The 26,063-nt window shown below is 41.8% G+C and carries 20 protein-coding genes and 1 pseudogene; 10 read left to right on the top strand and 11 right to left on the bottom strand.

Annotated elements, in window-relative coordinates:
* Window positions 1-348: 348 nt before the first annotated feature.
* Window positions 349-1,323 carry a LysR substrate-binding domain-containing protein gene (locus tag BV372_RS07790; RefSeq protein WP_086685546.1) on the bottom strand — a complete coding sequence of 325 codons (975 nt, stop codon included), beginning with the start codon at window positions 1,321-1,323 and terminating at the stop codon, window positions 349-351.
* A gap of 530 nt (window positions 1,324-1,853) precedes the next feature.
* On the opposite strand from BV372_RS07790, the gene BV372_RS07785 reads away from it, so the two are divergent.
* Window positions 1,854-2,513, top strand: coding sequence for a hypothetical protein (locus BV372_RS07785; RefSeq protein WP_086685544.1), 660 nt, complete (start codon window positions 1,854-1,856; stop codon window positions 2,511-2,513).
* Between the two features lie 243 nt (window positions 2,514-2,756).
* Window positions 2,757-3,314, top strand: a complete 558-nt coding sequence (locus BV372_RS07780) for a YidH family protein (RefSeq protein ID WP_218776693.1) — start codon at window positions 2,757-2,759, stop codon at window positions 3,312-3,314.
* A 164-nt stretch (window positions 3,315-3,478) separates the two neighbouring features.
* Here BV372_RS07780 and BV372_RS07775 read toward each other — a convergent pair whose 3' ends face one another.
* The 6 genes from BV372_RS07775 to BV372_RS07750 all read right to left on the bottom strand — a co-directional run bounded on the left by BV372_RS07775 (window position 3,479) and on the right by BV372_RS07750 (window position 8,134).
* Window positions 3,479-3,715 (bottom strand): hypothetical protein, encoded by a 237-nt coding sequence (locus BV372_RS07775; RefSeq protein ID WP_086685541.1) that lies wholly within the window; start codon window positions 3,713-3,715, stop codon window positions 3,479-3,481.
* A 260-nt stretch (window positions 3,716-3,975) separates the two neighbouring features.
* Window positions 3,976-4,692 (bottom strand): pirin family protein, encoded by a 717-nt coding sequence (locus BV372_RS07770; protein ID WP_086685539.1) that lies wholly within the window; start codon window positions 4,690-4,692, stop codon window positions 3,976-3,978.
* A 427-nt stretch (window positions 4,693-5,119) separates the two neighbouring features.
* Window positions 5,120-5,689: a DNA starvation/stationary phase protection protein Dps gene (gene dps / locus BV372_RS07765; protein WP_086685538.1), complete on the bottom strand. Its 570-nt coding sequence runs from the start codon at window positions 5,687-5,689 to the stop codon at window positions 5,120-5,122.
* Window positions 5,690-5,974: 285 nt separating this feature from the next.
* Complete coding sequence (locus BV372_RS38325; protein ID WP_373270750.1) at window positions 5,975-6,124, bottom strand: aldo/keto reductase; 150 nt, start codon at window positions 6,122-6,124, stop codon at window positions 5,975-5,977.
* Between the two features lie 61 nt (window positions 6,125-6,185).
* Entirely contained in the window at window positions 6,186-7,067 is an 882-nt protein-coding gene (locus BV372_RS07755; protein ID WP_086685536.1) for a UTP--glucose-1-phosphate uridylyltransferase, read from the bottom strand.
* A gap of 155 nt (window positions 7,068-7,222) precedes the next feature.
* The gene (locus tag BV372_RS07750; RefSeq protein WP_086685534.1) at window positions 7,223-8,134 is read right to left on the bottom strand and encodes a helix-turn-helix domain-containing protein; all 912 of its coding nucleotides are present in this window, start codon (window positions 8,132-8,134) and stop codon (window positions 7,223-7,225) included.
* A gap of 160 nt (window positions 8,135-8,294) precedes the next feature.
* On the opposite strand from BV372_RS07750, the gene BV372_RS07745 reads away from it, so the two are divergent.
* The 3 genes from BV372_RS07745 to BV372_RS07735 all read left to right on the top strand — a co-directional run bounded on the left by BV372_RS07745 (window position 8,295) and on the right by BV372_RS07735 (window position 13,978).
* Window positions 8,295-8,705, top strand: coding sequence for a thiol-disulfide oxidoreductase DCC family protein (locus BV372_RS07745; RefSeq protein WP_086685532.1), 411 nt, complete (start codon window positions 8,295-8,297; stop codon window positions 8,703-8,705).
* 196 nt (window positions 8,706-8,901) lie between these two features.
* A complete protein-coding gene (locus BV372_RS07740; RefSeq protein WP_086685530.1) occupies window positions 8,902-11,139 on the top strand; it encodes a TRAFs-binding domain-containing protein in 2,238 nt (745 codons plus the stop codon).
* A gap of 82 nt (window positions 11,140-11,221) precedes the next feature.
* Window positions 11,222-13,978, top strand: a complete 2,757-nt coding sequence (locus BV372_RS07735) for a toll/interleukin-1 receptor domain-containing protein (protein WP_086685528.1) — start codon at window positions 11,222-11,224, stop codon at window positions 13,976-13,978.
* A gap of 110 nt (window positions 13,979-14,088) precedes the next feature.
* Here BV372_RS07735 and BV372_RS07730 read toward each other — a convergent pair whose 3' ends face one another.
* Complete coding sequence (locus BV372_RS07730; RefSeq protein ID WP_256973112.1) at window positions 14,089-15,024, bottom strand: SMP-30/gluconolactonase/LRE family protein; 936 nt, start codon at window positions 15,022-15,024, stop codon at window positions 14,089-14,091.
* A gap of 247 nt (window positions 15,025-15,271) precedes the next feature.
* Between BV372_RS07730 and treZ the strand changes: the two genes are divergently transcribed.
* From treZ to BV372_RS38320, 4 genes and pseudogenes are all read left to right on the top strand, one after another.
* Window positions 15,272-17,119 carry a malto-oligosyltrehalose trehalohydrolase gene (gene treZ, locus BV372_RS07725; protein WP_086685524.1) on the top strand — a complete coding sequence of 616 codons (1,848 nt, stop codon included), beginning with the start codon at window positions 15,272-15,274 and terminating at the stop codon, window positions 17,117-17,119.
* Window positions 17,120-17,241: 122 nt separating this feature from the next.
* Window positions 17,242-20,034 carry a malto-oligosyltrehalose synthase gene (gene treY, locus BV372_RS07720; RefSeq protein WP_086685522.1) on the top strand — a complete coding sequence of 931 codons (2,793 nt, stop codon included), beginning with the start codon at window positions 17,242-17,244 and terminating at the stop codon, window positions 20,032-20,034.
* Between the two features lie 134 nt (window positions 20,035-20,168).
* Window positions 20,169-21,689 carry a trehalase family glycosidase gene (locus BV372_RS07715; RefSeq protein ID WP_086685520.1) on the top strand — a complete coding sequence of 507 codons (1,521 nt, stop codon included), beginning with the start codon at window positions 20,169-20,171 and terminating at the stop codon, window positions 21,687-21,689.
* A gap of 167 nt (window positions 21,690-21,856) precedes the next feature.
* Window positions 21,857-21,955: pseudogene (locus BV372_RS38320) on the top strand (transposase); the annotation flags it as partial.
* Between the two features lie 70 nt (window positions 21,956-22,025).
* Here BV372_RS38320 and BV372_RS35095 read toward each other — a convergent pair.
* Both BV372_RS35095 and BV372_RS07705 read right to left on the bottom strand, forming a co-directional pair.
* On the bottom strand, window positions 22,026-22,211 hold the full coding sequence (locus BV372_RS35095) for a hypothetical protein (protein ID WP_143845018.1): 186 nt from the start codon (window positions 22,209-22,211) through the stop codon (window positions 22,026-22,028).
* 131 nt (window positions 22,212-22,342) lie between these two features.
* Window positions 22,343-23,179 carry a PEP-CTERM sorting domain-containing protein gene (locus BV372_RS07705; RefSeq protein WP_086685518.1) on the bottom strand — a complete coding sequence of 279 codons (837 nt, stop codon included), beginning with the start codon at window positions 23,177-23,179 and terminating at the stop codon, window positions 22,343-22,345.
* A 520-nt stretch (window positions 23,180-23,699) separates the two neighbouring features.
* Between BV372_RS07705 and BV372_RS07700 the strand changes: the two genes are divergently transcribed.
* A complete protein-coding gene (locus BV372_RS07700; RefSeq protein ID WP_086685515.1) occupies window positions 23,700-25,490 on the top strand; it encodes an ABC transporter substrate-binding protein in 1,791 nt (596 codons plus the stop codon).
* Window positions 25,491-25,853: 363 nt separating this feature from the next.
* Here BV372_RS07700 and BV372_RS37045 read toward each other — a convergent pair.
* Window positions 25,854-26,063: hypothetical protein (locus tag BV372_RS37045; RefSeq protein ID WP_218776692.1), on the bottom strand; the 210-nt coding region annotated here is incomplete at its 5' end.

The raw sequence follows: 26,063 nt of genomic DNA, 5'->3' as shown, positions 1-26,063 counted from the left end.
CCAACTTAAATATACTCCCTTTATAACTTGCGCTAATCTACCGAAAGGTGAGTGCTAAAATCCAGTTTACAAATATGGTGATGCGGCTGTCTTTTAAATTCTTGCGAAAAATGTTCTGTTTTTGCTAACAGGCGATCGCTTCCTAGATATAGGTGGTAACAAATGTAGTTTATTATTGTGTTTATATACTGTTAAAATTTTATTTTTTACACTTAAATTACTTTAGTAAATAAAATATAAAACCCTCCAACAATAAGCATTTGGAGGGGTATTGATTGAGAAAGCTATTTGCTGATAATGTATATCCAATAACATTCTCAAAGATATACAATCTCGCTAAGACAGTTGTTATTTGATGACAAATGTTGATGAATTTTGAGATGAATTATCTACCAGAGATGAAATCAACATCTGTTCAAAAGCTTTTGAGAGTGCTGTTTGGAAACGCTGGCGATGTTTGAGTTTGAAAAAGGGTCGTACTATTTCTACACTTACACTAGATCCATCTCTGTTATCAATAACTCGCATTGCACGTAAAGTCCCAAGCAAGATTTCTTTTTTTACCATTAACTCGGAAATTCCTGTGGCTCCTACACCGCTTTCCACTGCGGCTTTTGCCATCTCACCACTGGTGAACACTAACATGACATCCAATTCGCTAAGATTGATTCCCCAGTTTTGCAAGGCTTCCTCAAATCTTTGTTGTGTTCCAGAACCCGGTTCTCGCATCACCCAAGGAGTTTGAGTCAGTTCTGTTAGATAAATTTCGCCACGCTCAAACCAAGGGTGTGTTTTGCCCACAACAATTTGTAAGCGATCGCTTCCTACGATTTCATACTCCATCGTATTTTGCAGTTCTGGCTTGACATCTCCTTCCACCAAACCCAAATCAAATTGTCCCATTGCTGTCCCGACACCAATTGTTTCTGCATTGGCGAGTGTACAATTAACAGAGATGCCAGGATATTGGCTTTTAAACTCGCTAATCTTACTCGGAAGCCAATAGTTACCGATTGTTAAACTCGCTCCTAGTTTTAATTCCCCACGTTGGAGATTGTTCAGTTCCCGTAACCCTCGTTCCGTCAAGCTAACTTGGTCAAGAATTTTTTGCGCCTCCACTTTTAGTAACTTTCCAGCCTCCGCAATCTCGATATGGCGACCAATCCGATGAAACAGCTTGACTCGGTATTCCTGCTCTAAGCTTTGGATCGCAGCACTGACAGCAGGCTGAGTAATATAAAGCTCTTCTGCTGCACGAGTAAAGTGTAGATTCTCCGCCACAGCCAGAAAGATGCGTAGCTGATCGAGCGTCATGCCTGCCATGTCAACTATCCCTAAAATGTAATGTCAAATTTTTAATCACTTGTATTTATCATTTTGACAAAAAAAAGCATTTGACCCTATCGTTTAGTTTGCCTAAAGTATAAATCAAAGCCTTGGACGCCGGGCCCAAGCAACTGAGGCAAAGTTTGCAAATTCCCATCGAGCGAAGTAGCGATACGTTGATCGCGATATGACGCGATCGCTCAGCAGTTATAGGAGATTGTGTATGTCAAAAACGACGTTATCCCAAAATATACGGCAAGTGAGCCATTGAAGCTATTCACGTCAGCTATAGCGACAGCGATCGCCCATTTTTTGACTGAACACGGCAATAATTTTGTGCCTCGTGTCTTGTATCAATGAAAATGTTACTTTTATTCTGATTTCTGTAATTGCTATGCTATTTTTTATCGATGATTTTAGTTATGCATAATCAGCCATTAACTAAAGAGGATAAAAGTTTAATTAGTTAACAGACTGTACATTAAGATTTTCTCAAAAAAGCTAGTACTTCCCAAAGGATAGAACTTATGAATCTTTTCAAATCTCTGTTAGTTGTCTTGATGATTTTGCTAAATTTCGCTTTTGCTCAACCTTCCTTTGCTGATAAACCAAAAGTCAGCAAGAACCCTGACTATGTAGAAGTTACAAAAGCGATTAAAGCACTTTCTAAAGCAAAAGAAGCAAAAACCCTCAACGAGACTGTCACTCCAGAAGAAATTCAGCAAAAAATTGATGAATTAACCTTTCAAAAATATGCTTTAGAAACAGGTATTAACTGGGGTCAATGCACTAATCAAACAGGTAAAACCATAGCTGTCTACGGTAAAGACCCAAGTCAAGAACAGGATGATGATGCTTTATACGACAATGGCTTGTATTTTTTAGCAGATGGTCAGTCTACTAGAAATGAATGGGATTGTGATGGCTTCTATCTTCCGAACGATGCCACAATTGCCAGTTCGAGTAGTGATGGACAAGCTAAAGAATCCCCAGGACCAGTTGCTGTCAAGATAGCTGATGGTAGCCACTTAGTGATTAAAACTAATCCCGATACTGCCGCAATTGAATTGAATGTTCCTAACGCTAAAGTAGTCAAAGCTAAGGAAGTGAAGTGGTTTATCCCTAACGTATCTCAGGCGTTTATAGATACACGCGTTCCTAATGTGCCTACTAGCGAAAACTCTTGAGGTATAGCGAGCGATCGCGGTTTGCATAAACTTTCTCAATTTAAATAGAGTTGCAGCCAAAAGTAGAGAAAGCACAGGTGAAACGCTCTCTACCTTTGGCTGTTTTATTTGGGTATGTAATCATGTCAACCTCCTTGGGGATAATTCAAAATTGATTTTTTAAACTTTGAATTTTTCCAGGGATGAAACAATGTTTAGGCTTGATTTTATCTATATATCTGCATTAAAATAAGGTTAAAAGAAATGCCCAAGCAAATCAAGAATATTTTGGCGGTGCGACTATCGCACAAAATGCAAATTACCTACAAGGAGATTTGCTATTATTTTGGCATTTTTTGGAGAAGATTCTTTTTGGGGATGAGGGCGTTATTGATGCAGTTAAAGTCAAAAAGTAGTGAAGAAGTTGAAGAGAAAAAAAAGCCGGGTAGACTAAATCCGTCACGCATCCGGGATCACCTAGCTAACGAGCGCACTTACCTTGCTTGGATGCGAACCGCGATCGCTCTTTTAGGTTTTGGTGTTGTTATCGTCCGTCTGCGCGCCTTTCAAGTACCTTTGTTACCTCATCCTGGTAATGGTTGGAAGTTAGGCTTGGTGTTCTCCCTAGTCGGTTTAATCACGGTGTGGCTTTCCACTGGCCACTATTTCGCCGTTCGTCGTGATATTGAAGAAGATACTTACGAACCGACAGACCGCTGGGTACTCCTTTTCAGCCTTGCTATTATGATTTTGGGTTCAGGTGTCATATATTATGTCTTTACCGCCCCTTTAAACCCAATGAGTCCAATCATACCTGAGTAGTAGTCAGCTATAAAGTGCTAGCGATATATCACCCTGATTAAATCTCCAAATTTTGCCATTTAAACTGTAAATTACCCTGATTTTTCCCAGACTCACATCTATTATTAGAATCTCTTTGCGTCCCCGCGTCCGCCTCACCTATAAGTCTTTCTCAAAAGAGAATCTTACTCAAGTGCCCTGGAAATGGAGGCCAAACGGTTGCGTTGTCTTAACCAAACTTCACAAACTTCTTTAGTCAGCCTGATCTCTTCCTCGCTCAAAAGCTCATCTGGCTTTTTATCGGCTAAAATCTTAGCGACTTTAGCAGCTTGATGGTAGTCTACGCCATATCTAACTAATTCTGTGTGCCAAAATTGCTGTTCTTTCGGTAACGATTTGTATCTATCTTTAAAATAAGTCATTATAGTATGATATATAAACTGCTCCTCTTTACTCTAATTTCTAAAATTTGTGAACTAATTACTTCTTACCCTAGATAGATAAAGGAATTAACTTAAGGTTTCTTTTAAATTCTTTAATAAAACTCCTTATATCTTAAAGCAACTTAATCTTTCAAAAAAATAGCTCTGTGAATAATTCACAGAGCCAATTAAGCGAGCGTATTGTCTTCTAGAACGCAGTCAACCTAAAATCTACTGCCTTGTAGCGTCCCAACTAGCGATTAAGCTAAATCAAACAACAAGATTTCTGCACTGGCGTTTGTGCTGATTTCAAGTTTTTCTTCGCCGCTGATTTGTACGCCATCGCCTGCTTTGAGTTCCGCGCCATTGAGAGTTGCGACACCTTGAGCTACGTGTAACCAGGCATAGCGATCGCTCTTGACCTCATAATTAACAACATCACCCTTTTCCAGAATAGATGCGTACAGATCGAGATCTTGATGAACTGTCACAGCGCCATCACGCCCATCTTTAGCAGCAATTAAACGTAGTTTGCCAAGCTTCTCTTCTGGCGGAAAGGTTTTTTGGTCGTACCTTGGCGCTAATCCTAGCTTGTTAGGTATCATCCAGATTTGCAGAAAGTGAACTGGCTCAGTTTGCGAATGATTATATTCACTGTGGGTAATACCAGTACCAGCACTCATAATCTGTGCGTCACCGGGACGAATCACCGAACCTGTGCCTAGGCTATCTTTATGCTCTAAAGCGCCTGATAACACATAAGTAAGGATTTCCATATCTCGATGACCGTGGGTTCCAAAGCCAGCACCAGGAACAACTGTATCATCGTTGATCACTCGTAAAGAGCGAAATCCCATGTAGTTGGGATCGTAAAAATTACCAAAGGAAAACGTGTGGTAACTGTTGAGCCAACTAATTTTAGTATGACCGCGTGAGTTGCTGTCATGAATTAGGAGAGTTTTGGTATTTTGAGACATGAATCTACCTCGTTTTTAGTTGATTTTTTTGATTCACAAATTGAGTACTGTAAGTTAAGCAATCATTATTTCCAGCTTTTATTGCCTAACAGGTGAACTTAAATATTAAGTTTCAGTGAATTACTAATTAAGTTGCATTTAAACAGCTAATTTTCTGTGTTGATTACTTGCTCTGTGCTCTTTTGCATTTTGATTGTGCTCATTGAACGCAACTTAGTATTAAATTTATTTTTGAACTATTTAAATAGTAATGTATTTAAATACAAAATGAAAAGTACGCACTTAAAAGTGACGTACTTACCAAAAGGTTACTGTTATAGCAATCCTAGATCATTTGTGAATAATTAATCATACCCTGGGCAATGCCCTACCTACGAAGATTTGACAAATCAGATAGGACTGCTAGAAGTGAAAATCTCAAAAGTTCTTACTTCACACCAACCGGCTGTTTAGTTGCTTTCACAGTAGATGCGCCATTCTCGCCTTTGATTTCTGCTACTTGGAGATGCGCCTCTAAGAACCACAGACGTTTATCAATGGTGCGAGAAACTTCAGTATAAAGGTCAGCAGTGTCAAGATCGCCCAAGTCATCGGTTTTGGCGATCGCTTCCCGGAGATGTTTAGCATAAGGTGCAAAGCGATCTGCCAAAGCGGTCACATGGTCTTTACCATCTAAAATCTCAAAAGGATATTCTGGCAAAATTGAATTGCTAGCTGCGGCGCGGGCTGTTCCTACAGCGTAGCCACCTAAAGCGGTAACGCGTTCAGCAACCATATCGACGTATTCTTCAAGTTCAGTAGCAATTTCATCAAACAATTCATGCAGCTGGTAGAAATCAGTGCCTTTAACGTTCCAATGGGCCTGTTTTACTTGGGTTTTCAAGTCTAAAGTGGCTGCTAGTGTTTGATTGAGAAGTACCACGATTTGCGATCGCGCTTCGGCAGGAATATCAATGCGGGTGGGAAAAAGACGAGATGCAAGTTTATTGTCGCTCATGATGTTGTATCTGCTTGGATCATCACAATAAGTCTACAAATATTGCCTTAGTCTTTGGAACTTCCTAGAGATAGAGGGAATTTCGGCATCCATCAGTTATTATCTTCTTCATAAGCAAAATAGCTCACTCAGGCTCTATAGTTATCTAGAGCACTAAATGTGCCACCAAAAAGGCGATCGCGGATTATATCATTCTGCAAGAAATCATGGGGGAAACCAAGCTCAATTGACTAACTTCATTCAGGCGATGCAGATGTTCTGGTGATAAAGTGACATCCAAAGCCGCTAAGTTATCTTGAAACTGACTGAGCTTACGAGCTTACCTTGACGAACCATATCATCAAGCGATCGCATAACTTCCTCTACAGGTGTAGTAAAATCCCAAGCGTGCAACCAAAATAAATCGATGTAGTCAGTTTTTGCTAACAATATCAAAATATTGCTGCCATATCCACAAGCTTTCACTTTGGAAGAGGAGAGCTATACAATCTGAATCTCACTTAAAATCAATTAATGTCTGACGATAGGTATCTGGTAAACCTGTATCAAAACATTTACCTTTCATTACATAACCTGTCATTCCTTCTGCCTGACATAATTGATCCAAACAAGTTGTTAATTGAAATTCACCACGATAGCGGAAATTTTTCTGAATGCTGTCTGCCAAATAATCAAAAATTTTTGGTGTCAATACATATAAACCAAATACACATAAGAATTCATCTTCTGCCATGCCTTCTACTTGTAGATGCTGGCGTGCATAATCAATACTGGGTTTTTCTGCCAGTTGTGTTATTGTCAACAGCGAATTGAACTCTTGCCACAGTCCTGTTACACATCCCGCTTTGTCGATGATTGCAGCTGGCATTGTAGTTAAACTGATTACACTTTGATTAACTTGTGCATAAAGTTCAACAATTTGTTGCGCACAAGATTTATTAATATCAGATTTATAAACATGATCGCCCAACATTAACAGAAATGGCTCGTTTTGTACCCATTCTTTAGCACAAAATACTGCATGACCATATCCTTCTTGTTGTTGTTGGGTTAATAGCACAACTTTCTTACCCAATTCTTGCAGATATTCACTATATTCTTGATTGGACGACGAAAGCTTTTGCCAAAGTTCTGGTGTGGGTGGATTTTTAAATAAATCTGCAAAAACTCCTAGATCATCAGGTTGTACAACAATGCCTACTTCTGTAATACCCGCGCTAATTGCTTCTTCTACAATTGCTAAGATTACGGGTTTAGCTCTCCCATCTCGGTCAATAATTGGGAAAAGTTCTTTTTTGACAACTTTAGTAGCAGGAAATAATCTAGTACCAAAGCCAGCAGCCGGAATTACCGCTTTTCTTACTTGATTTATTTGCATAAATAAATTTAATTTTGTATAGAAATATAACTATATTCTAAGGCTGCTGTAGCTAAAACTTCTGATATTGCATTAATAATGCCTCTGTTTTTATAGGCTTAACTAAGTGTATTTGAAATCCGGCAGCTAACGCTTATTTTTGGTAAATTTCCCCATTAAATTTTTACTTTTTCTCTATAGACTCTAGGCGTTGTACCCATCAATTTGCGGAAAACATTTGTGAAGTGGCTTTGATTCTGGAAACCTACTTGCTGGCAGATTTGATCTATAGTTTGTTCAGTGCGAGTTAAGAGCTTTTTTGCTTTTTCAATTCTGCAATTCATCACATACTGATGAGGAGCAAAACCCGTTGACTGTTTAAATAACCGGGAAAAATGATACATACTCATTCCCACCACTGCTGAAATCTCAGCTAAGGTTAAATCTTGCTCTAGATTTTCTTGAATATATGAGATGGCTTTGCGCAATTTCAGTTGTGAAAGACCTTGCGCTTGAGAGTAGGTCGTAATTGTCTCATTGGATACAGAGTAATGTTTGAGCAAGTGAATGCAGAGTGTAGTTGTGAGAGATTCTATGTAAATACGACTACCCATGCCATCTGATTTAAGCTCTGACTGAAGTGCCAGCCCAATCTGTTGAATTAAGGGATCTGGTGCCGCATAGCGTGGTACAATCTCGAAACTTTGTAGATCTCCTGCCTCAAAAGCAGCACGAGTAAACAAAGCGGGTTCCAGGCTAATGACTAAAAATTCTGCTTCTAATTCCCAACGTGATAAGTGATTGGTATTTACTGGAAGTATGACCACATCTCCATAGCCGATGCGCTCACTCTGAAGCCTGCCGTTAAAAACCCGCTCAGTCTTGTGGACACTTTGGTCTAGGCTAATAGTAATAATATGCTGTTGGCAGTAGTGTTCGGGGGTTTCATAGCCAGGCTGTCGATGATGATCTAGGCGAACACCATCCCAGTTGGCATCGTAACTCGATAGCAGGGGCGATCGCGGTAGAATTTCTGAACAAGCATCTCGTTGAGCAAAATCAACAGTTAAGATTTTCTCTTCTGGCATTGTTCGCACCCCAGCAAGCATTCGGATTTAGGTGTAACGCTATACTTACCTTCTTAACTACCCTAGCTACTTTTTTGGAGTATAGGTAAGTTAAGTTTACATACAGAAATCTATAATCTCATAGAAACTATATTTCTGCCTGGGGGCATAAGCAAAGCTGATGAATTACTACGTGATTTACGACGGGAAATGCAATCTCTGCGTTACTTTGGTGCAATTATTAGAGAGCTTAGACCAAGGAAAGCTGTTTCGCTACAGCCCGATGCAAGATGAACAAACAATCGCTCAATTTGGGATTACTCCCCAAAATTGTGAACAAGGAATGATTTTAATTGATGCGAATACGCCCCAAAGACGCTGGCAAGGTAGTGATGCAGCTGAAGAAATTGGGCGGTTAATGCCCTTAGGAAGCATATTTGTCGATGCTTACCGAGCATTACCTGGAGTGAAGTGGGTAGGCGATCGCTTTTACGAACAAATCCGCGATAATCGCTATACCATCTTTGGCAAGCGTTCCAGTACCTATCAATCCTCATTCTGTGTCGATGGTAGTTGCAAAGTAGATAGCTAGCAACGCGCCTTAGAATTCAAAACTCAACAAGCTGAGCTTTTTGAGTTTTCAAGTAATTAGCATAACGTATTTGATTTTGTACTTATTACGTTACGCCATTAAACTCATGGTCTTTATCAGAACACATCAGTAAAAATTCAGCGAATTATTGAATGAGAATTTAGCATTTTGTCACTAATAAATCTAATCAGTCAAAATGAACTATAAACCAGAGCCAATAGATACTGCAAAAGTAATCATCAATACCGAACACCTCAAATTGACTGAATTACTAGCTAAAAATACACATGAAATCTGGGCACAGCAGCGTATAGCAGAAGGATGGAAATATGGCCACCAAAGAGACGATATTCGCAAAGAACATCCAGGGCTAGTTTCCTATGAAGAATTATCAGAATCAGAGAAACAGTACGATCGCAATACAGCCCTAGGAGTTATCAAGATGCTCTTAGCATTAGGCTACCGCATTGAAGGACAAGCAACGTCCTTAGCAGATGAGCAACAAGAGCAACAATTGGCTGGAATGCTAAAAAATCTCCAAGAATCGTCAGAATTAAATTTAAGTTCTTTATTGGCGATTCAAAGAGAAACCATTAAGATTAGACCTCATTCACCGGATATTTATATTGTCCTGGGAGAAACAATTCTGCAAATAGGCGAACCTTTAATGGCTTATGATGTCATCACTGAAGGACTAAAACACTGGGAAAACAATATTAGATTAAAGCAACTTTTAGCTTTGGCATTGGCGCGCAGTGGTGCAATATTACGAGCTAATTCGCTTCTATTAGAATTGGTGTCAGCAGGAGAATCAGATCGAGAAACTATCTCTATTCTTGCTAGAACTCATAAAGACCTTTACCTGCGAGCAACTACCCCTCAAGAAAAACAACGCCATCTAGAATTAGCAGCCCAAAGATATCAACAAGCCTATCAATTAAGTGGCAATTACTATCCAGGAATTAATGCTGCTACCATGAATTTGTTAAGGGGAGACGAAGTAACAGCAAGAGAAATTGCGGCTCAAGTACGAGAGCAATGTTTGCAACAACCAGAAAAAGATTATTGGCAATTAGCAACTCTGGGTGAAGCTGCCCTAATTTTGCGAGATTGGCCAGAAGCCGAAAAATGGTATAAACGAGCAATAGAAGTTGGAAAAGGACGGCTTGGGGATATCAGTTCTACCCGCCGCAATGCAAAACTCCTGCTGGAATATTTAGAAGGAGATACCCAGCGCTTTCAGGAATGGTTTAAACTACCGCGCGCGGTAGTCTTTAGCGGACACATGATTGATCGGCCAGGGAGAAATATCCCTAGGTTTCCCCCGGAATTAGAAGAACAAGTTTATCGAGCTATTCGCGATCGCCTCTCGGCTCTCGATGCCAAAATAGGATATGCTTCCGCTGCTTGTGGTGCCGATATTTTGTTTTTAGAAGCAATTCTGGAACTCAATGGAGATATTCATATAGTACTGCCTTACGATCGAGAAGAATTTATTAAGTATTCAGTCGATATAATTCCTCATAGTAACTGGAAGCAAAGATGCGAAAAATTATTGGATAAAGCTAATGAAGTCATTACCTGCTCTAATCGCAAATTAGAAAATAGCCAAGTTTTATATGAATATGCCAATTGTGTTGTCCACGGTTTAGGTAAAATGCGAGCCGAATTACTCGATACAGAACTGATTCACCTTGCGGTTTGGGATGGCAAAGCTGGTGATGGAACTGGTGGTACGGCTTGGGCGATTAAGACTTGGCAAGCATGGGGCTATGAAGTAGAAATCATCGACTTGGAATCGATGAGAAAAGCGTCACTGACAAATAACCATTCATCTCAAGATTGGCAACCAGAAATAAATATTATTCAAGAAGCAAGCAATAATGGCGAATCTAGAGAAGTTATGGCGCTTTTGTTTGCTGATGTTGTTAAGTACTCAAACTTAACTGAAGAACAAATTCCTCAATATGTCGAATATTTTCTCGGTTCTGTTGCTGAACTAGAAGCTAAATCAAGTTATAAGCCATTAGTGAAAAATACTTGGGGAGATGCTTTATATTATGTCTTTCCCAGTATCAGCGATGCTGGTAACTTTGCCCTTGATTTATGCGATCTCATTCAACAGATTAATTGGTTAGAAAAGGGTCTGCCAGAGAATCTCAATTTGCGGATTTCCTTACATGCAGGGCCAGTTTACCAATATGTTAACCCCGTGACTAAAGATACAAGCTACATCGGTACTCATGTTAACTATGCTGCCAGAATTGAACCGATAACCCCACCAGGTAAAGTTTATACAAGCCAAGCTTTTGCTGCCCTAGCTTGCACCTTGGGGGTTGAAGATTTTACTTGCGATTATGTAGGACAGATCCCTTTTGCTAAAGGATATGGCACATTTCCCACTTATCATTTACGCCGTCAAATCATCGATTGAGAATGGGGACAAAGCTTCCTAGTGATGTCATGATACAACTGCGATCGCACCTTGTAATTGAAGTCATACCAAAAAGCGCATCATGGCTGATATTTTTATCTCCTACTCACGTAAAGATAGGGTATTTGTGGAGAAACTCCATGCTGCATTGGAAGGAGCGAATTGTGATGCATGGGTTGACTGGCAGGATATTCCCCTCACCGCAGACTGGTGGCATGAGATCCAGCGCGGCATCGCAGGGGCACATACTTTTATTTTTATTATCAGCCCGGACTCAGTTGCCTCTAAGGTGTGCCGCCAAGAGGTTGAGCATAGCGTTAAAACTAGCAAGCGTTTAATACCCATTTTGTGGCGAGAAGGTTTTGAGATCGAGCAGCTGCATGAAGCGGTGGCAAGGCACAACTGGGTTTTTTTTCGAGAGCAAGATAATTTTGATCATGCCTTTCAGTCTTTGCTGAAGGCGATTAACACTGATTTGGACTATGTATATGCTCACACGCGCCTGCTTGTACATGCTCGAGAGTGGGAAGAAAAAGCACGCAACGATAGCTTTTTGTTGCGCGGTAGCGATTTGCAAGAAGCAGAACAATGGTTACAGCGGGGAGCTAGCAAAGAACCAAAACCCACCGAACAGCAAGTCAACTACATCAGTAAAAGCCGCGAAGCTGAAGATGCTTACCAAAGGTTGATTCAGGCAGGACAAAAGTCAAAGCGGATGGTGCAGGTTGGGTCAGCAGTGCTGGGTGTGGCAATATGTGCGGCGGCTATCGTCAGTGCAATGACCATTCGGGCGCTGCAAGAACTGCAAGAAGCGAAAACTGCAACGCAGCTAGAACGGGAAGGAGCAACTGCCTTGCAGCAATTTAACTCAGATCAGTTAGGTGCGCTCTTGGCAGCAGTACAGAGTGGTAAAGCGTTGCAAACATTGGTAAGAGATGGCCGTCCCATCGCCCAATATCCCACCACCAGCCCGCTGTTTGCCCTGAGAACGCTGCTGGAAAACATCCAAGAACAGAATCGCATTCGAGCAGATCAGAGCAACGTTTCCAGCGCCCGGTTTAACCCCGATGGTAGCAAAATTGTCACGGTTGACGATCGCGGGACTGTAAAGCTATGGACTGCCACAGGACAACAATTGGCTGAGTTTAAAGGGCATTGGGGACAAGTCTTGGATGCCACCTTTAGCCCAGATGGTAAAACAATTGCGACTGCTGGTAGCGATCGCACTGCTCGATTATGGAATCTTTCAGGACAACAATTGGCTGAATTCAAAGGACACCAGGGATTAATCTGGAGTGTGAGTTTTAGCCCTGATGGTCAACGACTTGCTACAGCCAGCGTTGATGGCACCGCTCGGTTGTGGAGCTTGACAGGACAACAACTCGTTGAATTTAAAGCTCATCAGGGACAGGTTGCCTATGTCCGGTTTAGCCCAAATGGGCGGCAACTAGTGACAGTTGGAGGCGATCGCACGGCGCGACTATGGAGCCTGACAGGACAGCAAATCGCCGAATTTAAAGGACATCAAAGTAGCGTCAGTGAAGTCAGTTTTAGCCCTGATGGCAAAACCATTGTTACGGCTGCCGATGATGGCACAGCAAGGTTGTGGAATTTGGCGGGTAAAACCCTTGCTGAATTCAAAGGGCATTTAGGCGCAGTCTTAGGGGTGAGTTTTAGTCCTGATGGAACGCGGATTGCTACGTCTGGAAGAGATAGCACCATCCGTGTGTGGGATCTCGCAGGGCATCAGTTGGCTCAGTTTAAAGCGACACTCTGGATTAACAGCGTCAGTTTTAGCCCAGATGCTCAACAACTGATTACCGCTGGCGGCGATGGTACTGCTCGATTATGGAACATTTCAAAGCGCCAGATTACTGAATTTAAAGCCAGCCAAGGGTGGATTTGGAGCTTGAATTTTAGCCCAGATGGAACCAAGATCGCTGCGGCTGGAGTTGATGGAGTGGTTCGCCTGTGGAATCTGACAGGGCAACAAATAGCCGAGTTTAAGGGACATCAAAAATCGGTTTGGAGTTTGAGCTTCAGCCCAGATGGGACAAAAATTCTCACTGCCGGAGATGAACCTGCCCGGTTGTGGAACCTGAAGGGACAGCAGATTGCTGAATTTGGAGGTCATGGGCAAGGAATTTATCGCGCCAGCTTTAGCCCGAATGGTAGAAGCATTGTCACATCTGGAGAAAATGGCATGATTCGTTTGTGGACTTCAGGGCAACAAACTGGGAGTTTTAAGACGAATGACGGTCAAATTTGGAGTGTCAAGTTCAGTCCTGATGGTAAAACAATCGTTACCACTGGCGATCGCGGTACATTTCATCTTTGGAATCTCTCTGGAAAGCAACTTGCAGAATTCAAAGGGCATCAGGATATTGTCTTTAAAGCGACCTTTAGCCCAGACGGTCAGTTCATTGTTACCGCTGGGAAAGATGGTACTGCCCGGGTATGGAATCTTGCAGGACAACAGCTAGCTTTGCTGAGAGGGCACGAGGGGCAAGTTTTTGATGCTCGGTTCAGCCTTGATGGTCAACAAATTGCGACTGCGGGAGAGGATGGTACTGTCCGCTTGTGGACTATCTCCGGGCAGCAAATCGCTAAAATTAGAGATTATCAAGGTGAAGTTTGGAATGTAGCTTTTAATCCTAACGGTCATCAAATTGCGATCGCAGGTGAAGGTGGCATTATCAAATTCATGCCCTTTGAGAATGCAGATTTAGATCAACTGTTGACACGCGGTTGTCAGTGGTTACACAACTATTTGCAGTATAATACTGACCTTAGTGAACGCGATCGCCAGATTTGCCAAGGGATAGAAAGTCGGAAGTAAGGAGTCGTGCGATCGCCTTGAGGTTGATGCTGTTCTCACATACTACTAGATCATCCTTTTTCCTCAGGACTTACGCAAAAATTGCCACAAAGCTTAATTGATCGAACCGCTTATATCCTTCCTGGTTGCTTCCCCGCAACTTTTAAGTGGATGCGATAAACACCCTGACCTGCGGTTATGTAAAGAGTTTTGTAGTCTTTATTGCCCCAAGCCAAATTTGTGACGACCTCTGGCATAAAAATTTTGCCTAGTAGTTGACCTGTTGGAGAAAAAATCCAGACTCCTTCGGGCCCGCTACAGTAGATATTGCCTTTAATATCTATCTTCAAGCCATCGGGTACGCCTTTGTCCTTGGGTTCTTTCAACTCCGCAAAAACCCTGCTGTTAGTTAAAGTGCCATCTGATTTAACGTCGAAAATGCGGATATATCCTTGTTCAGAGTCACTAACATAGAGTTTTTTCTCATCAGTTGAAAATGCGATTCCATTGGGACGTAGCATTTGTTTATTGAGCAAACTCAGAGTTCCATTCGGTTGCCAGCGATAGATGCCATAAAAGCCAAGTTCTTCCTTTTCCTTGCTGATGCCGTAGGGTGGGTCAGTAAAATAAATGCTCCCATCTGACTTAACTACAACATCGTTCGGGCTGTTGAGAAGTTTGCCCTGATAGCGTTCCGCCAAAACTTTTATTTGACCATTTTTTTCTGTGCGTACAAGACGGCGGTTATGTTCAGCGGTAATTAACCGCCCTTGTGTATCAAAAGTATTACCGTTGGGATTGCCAGCAGGACGACGAAATACGGAAACTTTACCGTCAGTTGTCAACTTATAGATAGTATCAGCGGGGATATCACTGAAGAGTAAAAAGCCTCTGGGATGCCAAACTGGCCCTTCTGTAAATTTTAAACCACCAGCCAACTTTTCTACTTTGGCGTTAGTTTCCATAACAGCTTGTATGCTACTGAAGGTATTTCCACTGCTGTGCTGCACCATCAACAAACTTAGTAACAAATTGCACGCTGCTATTTGGAAAATAAATTTTTTCACAATCAACAATACCTTCGCCAAAATAAAGAGGATACTAACAAAATTGACAGAGTTTTTTCACCTAATCTTCCCTTGGGTTAATAGACAGACGTTTACTGTTAAAAAAATCCGCCTGCCGATACTAGAAAATTGTTTGCTAAACCCTACATGATGCTATCTGGCGCGATGTCGTGCGGCTACCCCCTTCGGGTTCGCGTTGATGATCATGCCACAATTCGGCACACATTATCTAACGGGAGGATACTGCGTGAGAACGGGTGCTCATTACTTGGGTAACGGAGAGTGTGAATTTACAGTCTGGTCGCCAACACTAAATAGTGTCGCGGTGCAAATTTTGACGCCACAACAGCAAGTGATTCCGCTAAAACCCCAGGCAGAGGGTTATTGGCAGACGAAAGTAAATGATGTCTATCCAGGCACACTTTATCGCTATGTCCTGGATGGAGAAAACGCCTTTGCCGATCCAGTATCGCAGTATCAACCTGAAGGAGTTCACGGGCCGTCGCAAGTTATCGATCATCAGTTTGAGTGGACAGATGACGAGTGGACTGGCGTTCCTTTGGAATCGATGATTTTCTATGAACTTCACGTTGGCACATTTACACCCGAAGGCACCTTCACCGCTATAATTCCCCGCCTAGCAGATTTAAAAGAACTGGGGATTAATGCTATTGAAATTATGCCCATCGCCCAGTTCCCCGGCGACACCCATATTGAACCTTCTCTGGCATACCGCAACTGGGGTTATGATGGCGTTTACCCGTTTGCTGTGCAAAATTCCTATGGCACACCAGCCGATTTGAAGCAGTTAGTGAATGCTTGCCACCAGCACGGTATTGCTGTAGTGCTAGATGTGGTCTATAACCACTTTGGCCCAGAAGGTAACTACATGGGTCAGTTTGCACCTTACTTTACTAAAACCTATAAGACGCCTTGGGGCAATGCAATGAATTTTGACGATGCCCATACTCAGGGTGTGCGTCACTATTTCATTCAGAATGCGCTGTATTGGTTGGGAGATTTCCATATTGATGCATTGCGGCTGGATGCGATTCAGGCAATCTACGATTTAGGTGCCAAACATTTTTTATGGGAATTAGCAGAAGCAGTGCATAGCTTTTCTCAAGATGGGGGACGCAAACGCTACTTAATTGCCGAAAGTGACCTAAATAATCCCCAAATCGTTCGTCCGCCGGAACTGGGTGGCTACGGACTTGATGCTCAATGGAGTGATGACTTTCACCATGCACTGCACGCATTGTTAACAGGCGATCGCCAAGGATATTATCAAGACTACGGACAATGCGCCCAACTAGCCAAAGCTTATGAAGATACCTTTGTCTACGATTGGAAATACGCGCCTCATCGCAAACGATTTCATGGTATATCTTGCCGCGATCGCCCGCCATCACAATTTTCCGTCTGCATCCAAAATCACGACCAAATCGGCAACCAAATGAAAGGCGAACGCCTTTGGCAGCGGATCTCCTTTGAAGGATTGAAGTTAGCTGCTGGCGCTGTCTTATTGTCACCGAACTTACCTTTGTTGTTCATGGGTGAAGAATACGGTGAAACCGCGCCCTTCATGTACTTTGTCAGTCACTCCGACCCTGATTTAATTCAAGCAGTACGAGCCGGACGCCGACAAGAATTTGAAGCCTTTCACTATGACGAAGATCCACCAGATCCAGAATCAGCAGAAACCTTTTTGCGTTGTAAACTCAACTGGCAATTACGCAACCAAGGCCAGCACAAAGTATTACTAGATTGGTATCGCCAGTTAATTGATTGGCGCAAAGCACATCCCGCACTATTGAAGCAAGACCGCAACTGCATTCAAGCAACTAGCGACGAAGATAAACAATTAGTCATAGTGCGTCGTTGGAATGAATCGAGTGAAGTGATATTTGCGTTGAATTTCAATCAATCTCCAGTTACAGTGACTCTGCCAATTCAGCGTCATGCGTACAAACGATTAGACTCCGCCGATACTTCTTGGGCTGGGCCTGGTTCACAAGCACCAGAAGAGATGTCTGTAGGACAAGAATTGCAACTGCAACCTACAAGTCTCGTGCTGTATGAATTAGAGCCTTAAGGCAGAAGGTAGGAGGCAGAAGGAAGAAGGCTGTAATATGTAATACACTCTTCTCTGCGTCCTCTGCGTCTCTGCGGTTCGTAAAAAAATTCCCTTCATTTCCCAGTCAAAACAACAATCCTATGCGAATTCCCAAGGCTACTTATCGAATTCAATTTACATCTCAATTTGGCTTTGAAAACGCAAAAGCGATCGCATCTTATCTAGCAGATTTAGGCATTTCTGATTTATACGCCTCCCCCATCTTCAAGGCAAGATCCGGAAGTACACATGGCTACGATGTCGTAGATGCTACCCAATTAAATCCTGAATTGGGTAGCACTGAGTCCTTTGAAGCTTTAGTTAGCGAACTTCAATCCCTTGGTATGGGCTGGTTGCAAGACATCGTGCCCAATCACATGGCTTATAGTAGCGAAAACGCCTACTTAATGGACGTATTAGAACACGGTCCAGATTCTAGCTATACAGACTACTTCGATTTGTGTTGGAATGCTCCCTTTGGCGATCGCGAACAGCGAATTCTCGCTCCCCTACTAGGAGACTTTTATGGTGTTTCTCTAGAAAAAGGAGATATCCAACTGCAATATGAGCAAAACGGTTTAACTGTCAATTATTACAGCCTAAAATTGCCTTTGCGGTTAGAGTCCTACACCAAATTCCTCACCTATAATTTGGGCAAACTCACCCGCACATTAGGACGCAACCATCCCGATTTCATCAAACTCTTGGGGATTCTCTACATCCTCAAAAATGTGCCTTCAGAAGTGGCTGGTAAACAGCGACAAGACCAAATAGCTTTTATCAAAGGTCTGGTTTGGGAACTTTACACCAGCAACGATGATATCCGCGAGTTCATTGATGAAAACCTCAAAACTTTTAATGGAGAAGTAGGTAATTCAGATAGCTTTAACCTACTAGATGATATACTCAAAGACCAATTTTATCGTCTTGCTTTTTGGAAAGTCGGGGCGGAGGAAATGAACTACCGCCGCTTTTTTACTGTCAACGAACTGATTTCAGTGAAAGTTGAAGAACTAAGAGTTTTTAATAACACTCATAGCTTAATTCAAAAGCTAGTAGAAGAAGGCAAATTTACTGGCTTACGAATTGACCATATTGATGGACTTTATAACCCCACGCAATATTTAGAACGACTCCAAGAAAAGATGGGTGATGTTTACATCACAGTGGAAAAAATCTTGGAGACTACAGAAGATTTACCAGAAAATTGGAGAATTGAAGGTACATCTGGATATGACTTTTTAAATTATATAAATGGTATATTCTGTCAAGCAGAAAATGAATGGTATTTCGATAAAATTTACCATAGCTTTATTAGTTCAAAAGTAGATTATGCATCTCTAGTCAAGGCTAATAAGCACCTTATTCTCGAAAAGAATTTGGCAGGTGATGTTGATAATCTAGCTACTCTTTTGAAGAATATTTCCAGCAAATATCGCTATGGTAATGACTTTACAGTTAATGGATTAAAACGAGCGATCGCGGAAGTTCTTACCCTATTCCCTATTTACCGCACCTACATTACACCTGATGGCATCCATGATAGCGATCGCGTCTACATTGAGGAAGTAATCCGCCAAGCCAAGGAACAAGCACCACTATTGCAGCACGAGATGGACTTTATTGAAAAGCTGATGCTGCTAGAGTTTGATGATTCCCTCACGCAAACAGAACGCGAACAATGGCTATATTTTGTTCTGCGGATGCAGCAATATACAGGCCCCTTGATGGCGAAAGGCGTAGAAGATACCACGTTATATGCTTACAACCGTTTTCTGTCGCTGAATGAAGTCGGCGGAAATCCTAGCCACTTTGGTATCTCCCTAACCGACTTCCATACCTTTAACCAAAAGCACCAAGTCAACTGGCCTCATACAATGAACACCACAGCCACCCACGACACCAAGCGCGGTGAAGATGTACGCGCCAGGTTGAATGTGTTGTCAGAAATTCCAGATGAGTGGGAGCAACAGGTTAATACCTGGAGTAGCATGAATCAAGGGCATAAAAGCGATCGCAATGGTTCGGCAATGCCCGATCGCAACGATGAATATTTTCTTTATCAAACCCTAGTTGGGGCTTTTCCTTTCGCGGAACACGAACAATCATCTTTTGTGGAACGGGTGAAGGAATACATCATTAAATCCATTCGGGAAGCGAAAGTGCATACAGCATGGTTACGTCCTGATAGCGAGTATGAAGAGGCTTGTACTTCTTTTGTGGAGAAAGTGCTAGACCCTTCCATTTCAAAGGAATTTCTTGCAGATTTTCGCGTTTTTCAACAGCGAATTGCAGATTATGGAATTTTCAACTCCCTTTCTCAAACTCTATTAAAAATTGCCGCCCCTGGCGTACCCGACTTTTACCAAGGAACCGAACTTTGGGAACTCAGCTTAGTCGATCCAGATAACCGCCGCCCTGTAGATTTTGAGCAGCGACGCACTTATTTTAGTGCAATAAAAGAGCAGATTAAGACCGACATTCTCGGCTTAATTCAAGAATTACTCACCCACAAAACCGATGGCAGAATCAAACTATTTTTAACAGTACAAGCCCTCAAAGCCAGAATAGACTATCTCGAATTATTCCAAGACGGTGAATATCTGCCATTAGAAATTCACGGAACCCACGCCGATCGCATCATCGCCTTTGCCAGACAGCAGGAAAATCAAACAGCGATCGCGATCGCCCCTCGCTTTCTCACTCGCCTAATCCAACCTGGAGAATATCCTCTAGGTGAATCGGTGTGGCAAGATACCCGCCTACAATTACCCAAAGGAACTTCCTCCACCTGGAAAAACCTTCTAACTCAGCAAACTTTAGAAGCTACAGGAACATTATCGATTGGCGCAGCCCTAGCCCACTTTCCAGTTGCTTTGTTGGTGAGTGATTAGCCATTAAACCTGTTGCGAAAGTTGATTTTAGAAAAATTAAATCACAGATAAACACAGATAAACACCGATGAATTATCTGTGTGCATCGGTGTTCATCTGTGGTTTCAATTAATTTTGAATTTTGAAAAGATGTTATGACTACTCAATCTTCCACTCAATCTCTCTTCACTAGCACGCAAATTGACGCCGTGCGAACCTACATCAAAAAAACCTGGAAAACATTAACGCGATCGCACGCACATTTATTGCAATCTATCAAAGATACCAAGTTGGAGCACAAACCAGGTACTCCCTGGATTATTTACATTTCGCCCAGAGAAGATAATCCTAACATTCAGTCTGTGTTAGAGCGATCGCTGTCTAAAGAAGATATGCGACAAATCGAAATTCGCACTCTACCCCCCGAAGTCGAAGCAATAACAGAGCATGGATTGCTCTACCTACCAGGGTCTTACGTTGTTCCTGGTGGACGCTTCAACGAAATGTATGGCTGGGATAGCTACTTTATTTTGCTAGGTTTGTTACGGGATGGGGAATGGGATTTAGCCCTAAGTCAAGTCGATCAGCTACTTTACCAAGTGCAGCATTACGGTACTATCCTCAATTCCAACCGTACTTATATGCTGTCGCGATCGCAACCGCCAGTTCTTAGCCTAATGGTTTTGGCAATGTTCCAGCATACCCAGGATGAAGAGTGGCTGAGGTCATCTGTACCGCTTTTAGAGCAATTTTACTATTACTGGGTAGTACCGCCCCATCTCAATCCTGCAACTGGTTTATCGCGCTATTATGCCTTGGGTGAAGGCCCTGCGCCAGAAGTCTTGTTCTCCGAACGAGATGAGGAGGGGAAAAACCACTATGAACGGGTCAAGGAATACTATCAAAGGTTTGAGATTGAGGACTATGATGTCAGTCTTTACTACGACAGGGAAAATGATGAACTAAGCAATCTCTTTTACAAAGGCGATCGCACGATGCGCGAGTCTGGCTTTGATATCAGCAATCGGTTTGGCCCTTTTAGTATCGATATTATCCACTATGCGCCTGTGTGCCTCAACAGTTTGCTTTATCAAATGGAACAAGATTTGGCGCAGATTAACGATATTTTAGGAAACGAACAACTAGCGCAGCAATGGCGCGATCGCGCAGATAGTCGCCGCGATCGCATCGATCAGTATCTCTGGGATGAGAAGCAAGGGTTATATCTTGACTATCATTTCCAAACTGGAAAACGTCGCTATTACGAATTTGCTACCACCTTCTATCCCTTGTGGATGGGAATCGCCTCCGAAGCACAAGCCAAAAGCGTTGCCGAAAATCTCTCTTTGTTTGAAGCACCAGGCGGAATATTTACCAGTACCCGCGTTACAGGTAACCAGTGGGATGCTCCCTTTGGTTGGGCACCGCTAACCTTGATTGCAGTTCAAGGACTTCACCGTTATGGCTATCATCAAGAAGGCGATCGCATTGCTCGCAACTTCCTAGCTATGGTAATTAAGGAATTTGAGCGTCGCGGCATCTTGGTCGAAAAATACGATGTAGAACGCTGTTCTGCCAACGTTTCTGACGAAATCTGCTTTGGATACAGTTCCAACGAAATCGGCTTCGGCTGGACTAATGGTGTTGTACTAGAACTCCTCGCAACTTTGGTTTGAGACTGCGTAAATCCTCATCAAAAATAACCACAGGTAAAAAGCTATTTGTAAACGATTATGAAGCCAGCTTCTGAGGTTCTGCGAGAAGCTTTAACATCAAACCAATTATGACAACATTGAGATGAGATGCGCGATGTAAAAGTTGTGCATCTTATCTCAATGTATTACGACAGGGATGTACTTGGCGTGGGCTACCCCATGACTTACCACCGTGGCAAACAGTTTACAACTATTTTCGGCACTGGCAGCGTTTGGGAGTGTGGTAAATAATCTATACGCAACTGCGACATCAGGTTCGTGAACAAGTTAATAAAGCAGAAAACCCAACTGCTGCCATCATCGATAGTTGATCGGTGAAGACAGCAGAAAAAAGGGAGCCTGTTCGTTGGGGAGACACTGCGTTGCGCTGGTTCCCAAGGCACTCCGTTGGGCGGCTTTGCCGACTGGTTCGCCTACGGTTAAGCAAGCTACGCGTAGCGTCTTTGCAGAAGAATGGTAGGAAGTGCCGTCGCGTTGAAGCAAGTGTCGTCGGCTCTACCGACTTGAAGGCGTAGAACTAGCGAGGCTGTGACTAAGGGCAAATTCCGCGTTCCGTCAATTTGTATTTCTCTTCCACGGCTGGAAACTCGCTCTCAGTAAGCTTGTTCTACAGCTTAGCTGCTTGCAGGAAGCCCGTTATTTTTTTTCGTCAGTCCCTTCTTTCTTCTACTTATTTTAAAACTAACCAAACCAACTCCGCTCAGAAGTACACCAGCTATAGTACTAGGTTCAGGTACATCACGGGTATTAATAGTTCCTTGTATTGTGATATTACCTAAATAAGGAAGACCACTGATACCATTTTCCAAATAACTAAGCGTACCAGTCGCCCCTGCAAATAGTCCTTCCCCTCCAGTAATATTAATAGTTCCTTTATTTGTTATGTATATTACACCATTCTCCGTCCTCTGTGTAATATTAGCTACTTCGCTACCAAACAATTTATTACCATTACTTCCTTTTAGAGTTAAATATCCAGGTGGTAGTTCTGGATAGTTTTCCTTGAGGTAAGGAAAAGCTTGGGGATCTGTATTACCTGTTGAAGACTCGTAAATATACTTACCAGGATTATTAGGATCGGGAACAAAAACATCGTACAAGTAAACCGAACCAAAGAAGTCTGTTAGCCCATAAGGTGCATCTAAAGTTCGGCTAGGAGTACCTTGATCGATTAGGGGATTAATCAGAATTTTTAGATATTCTTGAGGACCATTATTCGGATAGGTGGTAATTACTCCTGGGTAGAACTGACCATAATCCAACGAACTATCCAATAGATTATATAGATTATAAGTCGTTGGTTCAAAAGTAAGCGTACTTGCTTGGACTGGAGCAGATTGAATAGCGAAGCTGCCTAAGGTAATAGCTAAGGGAGTGAGCAGTAATTGACGAGCTCTTTGCATGAGATTGCGATCGCTAAACTTATCACTATGGCGAATGAATCTTTGCATAAATTAAGAAATAGTTAAGAAGGATTTTATCTGGTTACAGTGAACACAATACCATTGAAAAGGGTGCAAACTAAATCGCAAAATAAAATCTTTATTTTTTTTTGCAATAATTATCGAATAAGTTTTAAACCAGCAAATCCCCTATCCATTACATCAACAAATGCTGTTGGCAAATTAGACACTGCGATATGCTTCGCGTTTCATTGTTGAAATCACTAGTCTATTGTTTCACAATCAATTTTCATTTGTAGCGATTATCCGACTTCGCTCTCTTTACATTTCTTTAGAGAAAGGCTGTAAACACCAATAAATACCGATATTCATCTATGTTAATCCGTGTGTATCTGTGGTTACAGAATTCTTTTATTCTGATTAAATATGACAAAAACAGATAAATTATGAACTTTTTTCGATATACCACATATATGTAAACTAAGCTTAGTTTCAGGACGATAACAAATATCCTAAGGGAATTTCCAATCATCCTGTTACTGAGTTAAATTATGCAATCTGCCCAGAGATGATATTTGCTATTCTTCGACATCCGAAGCGGTTACTTACTTTAGTACTGGCTTGTTTTCTTATTATCGTAGGTTGTCAACCTACGAAGTTTCAAACTAGAGCGGCTCAAGAAGTATCTCAATTAGTTTTAGTATCTCTCAGTGAACCAGCTACTTTTAACTATGCTATTAATGACTCGCCTTATAGTGTATTCCCCTTCATCTACAAGGGATTACTTGATGAAGATGGCATCACTAGTAAATTAAAGCCAGGACTAGCAGAATCTTGGTCTATTTTCCCAGATAAAAAGCGCATTATCTTTACCCTGAGAAAAGGGCTAAAATGGTCAGATGGCGAACCGCTGACAGCAGATGATGTCATCTTTAGCTATCGGGATATTTACCTCAACAAAAAAATTCCCACTACATATAGAGATTTATTGCGTATTGGTGATACGGGTACTTTCCCATCAGTGCGAAAACTCGATGAACAAAGAGTTGAGTTCACTTTACCAGCACCCTTTGCCCCTTTTTTGAGATATACAGAAAGATTAGCAATTCTGCCAGCCCATGCTTTGCGTTCTGCTGTGTTCTCCAACGACGCTAATGGCAATCCCCAATTTCTGTCTATGTGGGGAACTAATACAGATCCGCAAAAAATTATCTGTAATGGTTCTTACACGATTGAAAGCTACACTCCTGCACAACGAGTTACATTCCGACGCAACCCTTACTATTGGCGCAAAGATGCTCAGGGTAATTCTCAGCCTTACATTGAACGCATTATCTGGCAAATTATTTCCTCTACGGATAACCAATTACTGAGATTTCGTTCTGGGGAATTAGATAGCTTGAATGTGACACCATCAAATTTTGGGCTGTTGAAGCGAGAAGAAAAGCGCGGAAAATATAGTATCTATAACGGCGGGACTAGTAGTGGATTTTCGTTTATTGGTTTTAATCTTAATCAAGCTCGTAATGCCCAAGGAAAACCTTTTGTAGACCCAATCAAATCTCAGTGGTTTAATAACTTGGCTTTTAGACAAGCAGTCGCCTATGCCATTGACCGTAACAGAATTAAAACTAACATCTATCGAGGATTGGGTGAAGTACAACATTCACCAATTGCTGTTCAAAGTCCTTATTATTTATCTCCGCAAGCAGGGTTAAAAGTTTACAACTATAATCCCAATAAAGCTAGGGAAATGCTGTTATCGGCAGGTTTTCAGTATAATTCCCAAAAAGAACTACTAGATCGCAATGGCAAGCGAGTTGAATTTGAAATGCTGGTAAAATCTGAGGATCAGTCAAGAATAGATGCAGCTATCCAAATCCAACAAGACCTAAGCCAGATTGGAATCAAAGCGAATTTGCAGGTAGTTAGCTTTAATGTTGTGCTGCGAAGGTTATTGTCTCGTCGCGATTGGGATTGTTACGTTGGTGCATTTGGTGCTACTGGCGCAGACGTGGAACCTCACCTTCTCAAACTGTTTTGGTCTAGTCGAGGCTCATTTCATCAATTCAACCAAGGGCCGCAACCAGGTGCGCCGCCAATTCAGGGATGGGTGGTTTCTGATTGGGAGAAAGCGATTGACAGTCTGTTCAACGCAGGTGTCCAAGAACTCGATGAGAAAAAGCGTCAGGCGATTTATGGACGATTTCAGCAAATAGTTGCGGAACAGTTACCCGTATTTTTCTTAGTAAATCCTATATCTTTGCAAGCAATACGCGATCGCGTCGTAAATATCAAGTACTCTGGCTTAAGTTCTGTCTTCTGGAACATTGATGAATGGCAGATTACAGACAAATAATCAAAACGCGATCGCCCTTTTCCATTGCCCAAGACTTATTGAATACAATTACTGATAATAGAGCCGAGGCAGTGCGTTCTTAAAGTTCTCCAACTTAAAATGCCATCTAGGCTTGAGGTTGTGGGCTTCTGCCAACCGTATTGACCAATGTTCTATGTCATAGGTAAAAAATTATACTAATATAAAATTTTTTAACACATCAATCTCTATGTCTATGTGTTCCCTACGTCTATATCAATTAGGTTTTCGCTAATTACTTAATATTCACATTGCAAATTGGCTCTAAAGTTTTAATTTTCCGTAAAGATGTAGTAAAAATAACTACTATTTTTAGAAAATGGGTCAGAATGAAATAACTAAATTTCAAGCTGAGTAACGATTCAAACAACCATTATAAGAATACACAATATTTTTTGGAAATTTAACATTCAAATTCATTTTTTTAGAAGACATTTTTTTGGTTTTAATAATCACAGCATTAACTTGTAAAATGCTGAAATTCAAGATGAGGCAATATATAGGACTCATATTTGATTTTTGAAAAAAACTCAGTACAGTTTTATTCCTTCTTCC

The organism is Nostoc sp. T09, assembly GCF_002154695.1.
Lineage (GTDB): Bacteria > Cyanobacteriota > Cyanobacteriia > Cyanobacteriales > Nostocaceae > Aulosira.
Note: the sequence above shows the minus strand (reverse complement) of the source record. Positions and strands in the feature narration are given on the sequence as shown.

Bases quoted from the DNA above. Each gene is read 5' to 3' on its own strand.
- BV372_RS07790 (WP_086685546.1), bottom strand. From the start codon at position 1,323: ATGGCAGGCATGACGCTCGATCAGCTACGCATCTTTCTGGCTGTGGCG.
- BV372_RS07785 (WP_086685544.1), top strand. From the start codon at position 1,854: ATGAATCTTTTCAAATCTCTGTTAGTTGTCTTGATGATTTTGCTAAAT.
- BV372_RS07780 (WP_218776693.1), top strand. From the start codon at position 2,757: ATGCCCAAGCAAATCAAGAATATTTTGGCGGTGCGACTATCGCACAAA.
- BV372_RS07775 (WP_086685541.1), bottom strand. From the start codon at position 3,715: ATGACTTATTTTAAAGATAGATACAAATCGTTACCGAAAGAACAGCAA.
- BV372_RS07770 (WP_086685539.1), bottom strand. From the start codon at position 4,692: ATGTCTCAAAATACCAAAACTCTCCTAATTCATGACAGCAACTCACGC.
- dps (WP_086685538.1), bottom strand. From the start codon at position 5,689: ATGAGCGACAATAAACTTGCATCTCGTCTTTTTCCCACCCGCATTGAT.
- BV372_RS07755 (WP_086685536.1), bottom strand. From the start codon at position 7,067: ATGCAAATAAATCAAGTAAGAAAAGCGGTAATTCCGGCTGCTGGCTTT.
- BV372_RS07750 (WP_086685534.1), bottom strand. From the start codon at position 8,134: ATGCCAGAAGAGAAAATCTTAACTGTTGATTTTGCTCAACGAGATGCT.
- BV372_RS07745 (WP_086685532.1), top strand. From the start codon at position 8,295: ATGAATTACTACGTGATTTACGACGGGAAATGCAATCTCTGCGTTACT.
- BV372_RS07740 (WP_086685530.1), top strand. From the start codon at position 8,902: ATGAACTATAAACCAGAGCCAATAGATACTGCAAAAGTAATCATCAAT.
- BV372_RS07735 (WP_086685528.1), top strand. From the start codon at position 11,222: ATGGCTGATATTTTTATCTCCTACTCACGTAAAGATAGGGTATTTGTG.
- treY (WP_086685522.1), top strand. From the start codon at position 17,242: ATGCGAATTCCCAAGGCTACTTATCGAATTCAATTTACATCTCAATTT.
- BV372_RS07715 (WP_086685520.1), top strand. From the start codon at position 20,169: ATGACTACTCAATCTTCCACTCAATCTCTCTTCACTAGCACGCAAATT.
- BV372_RS07705 (WP_086685518.1), bottom strand. From the start codon at position 23,179: ATGCAAAGATTCATTCGCCATAGTGATAAGTTTAGCGATCGCAATCTC.
- BV372_RS07700 (WP_086685515.1), top strand. From the start codon at position 23,700: ATGATATTTGCTATTCTTCGACATCCGAAGCGGTTACTTACTTTAGTA.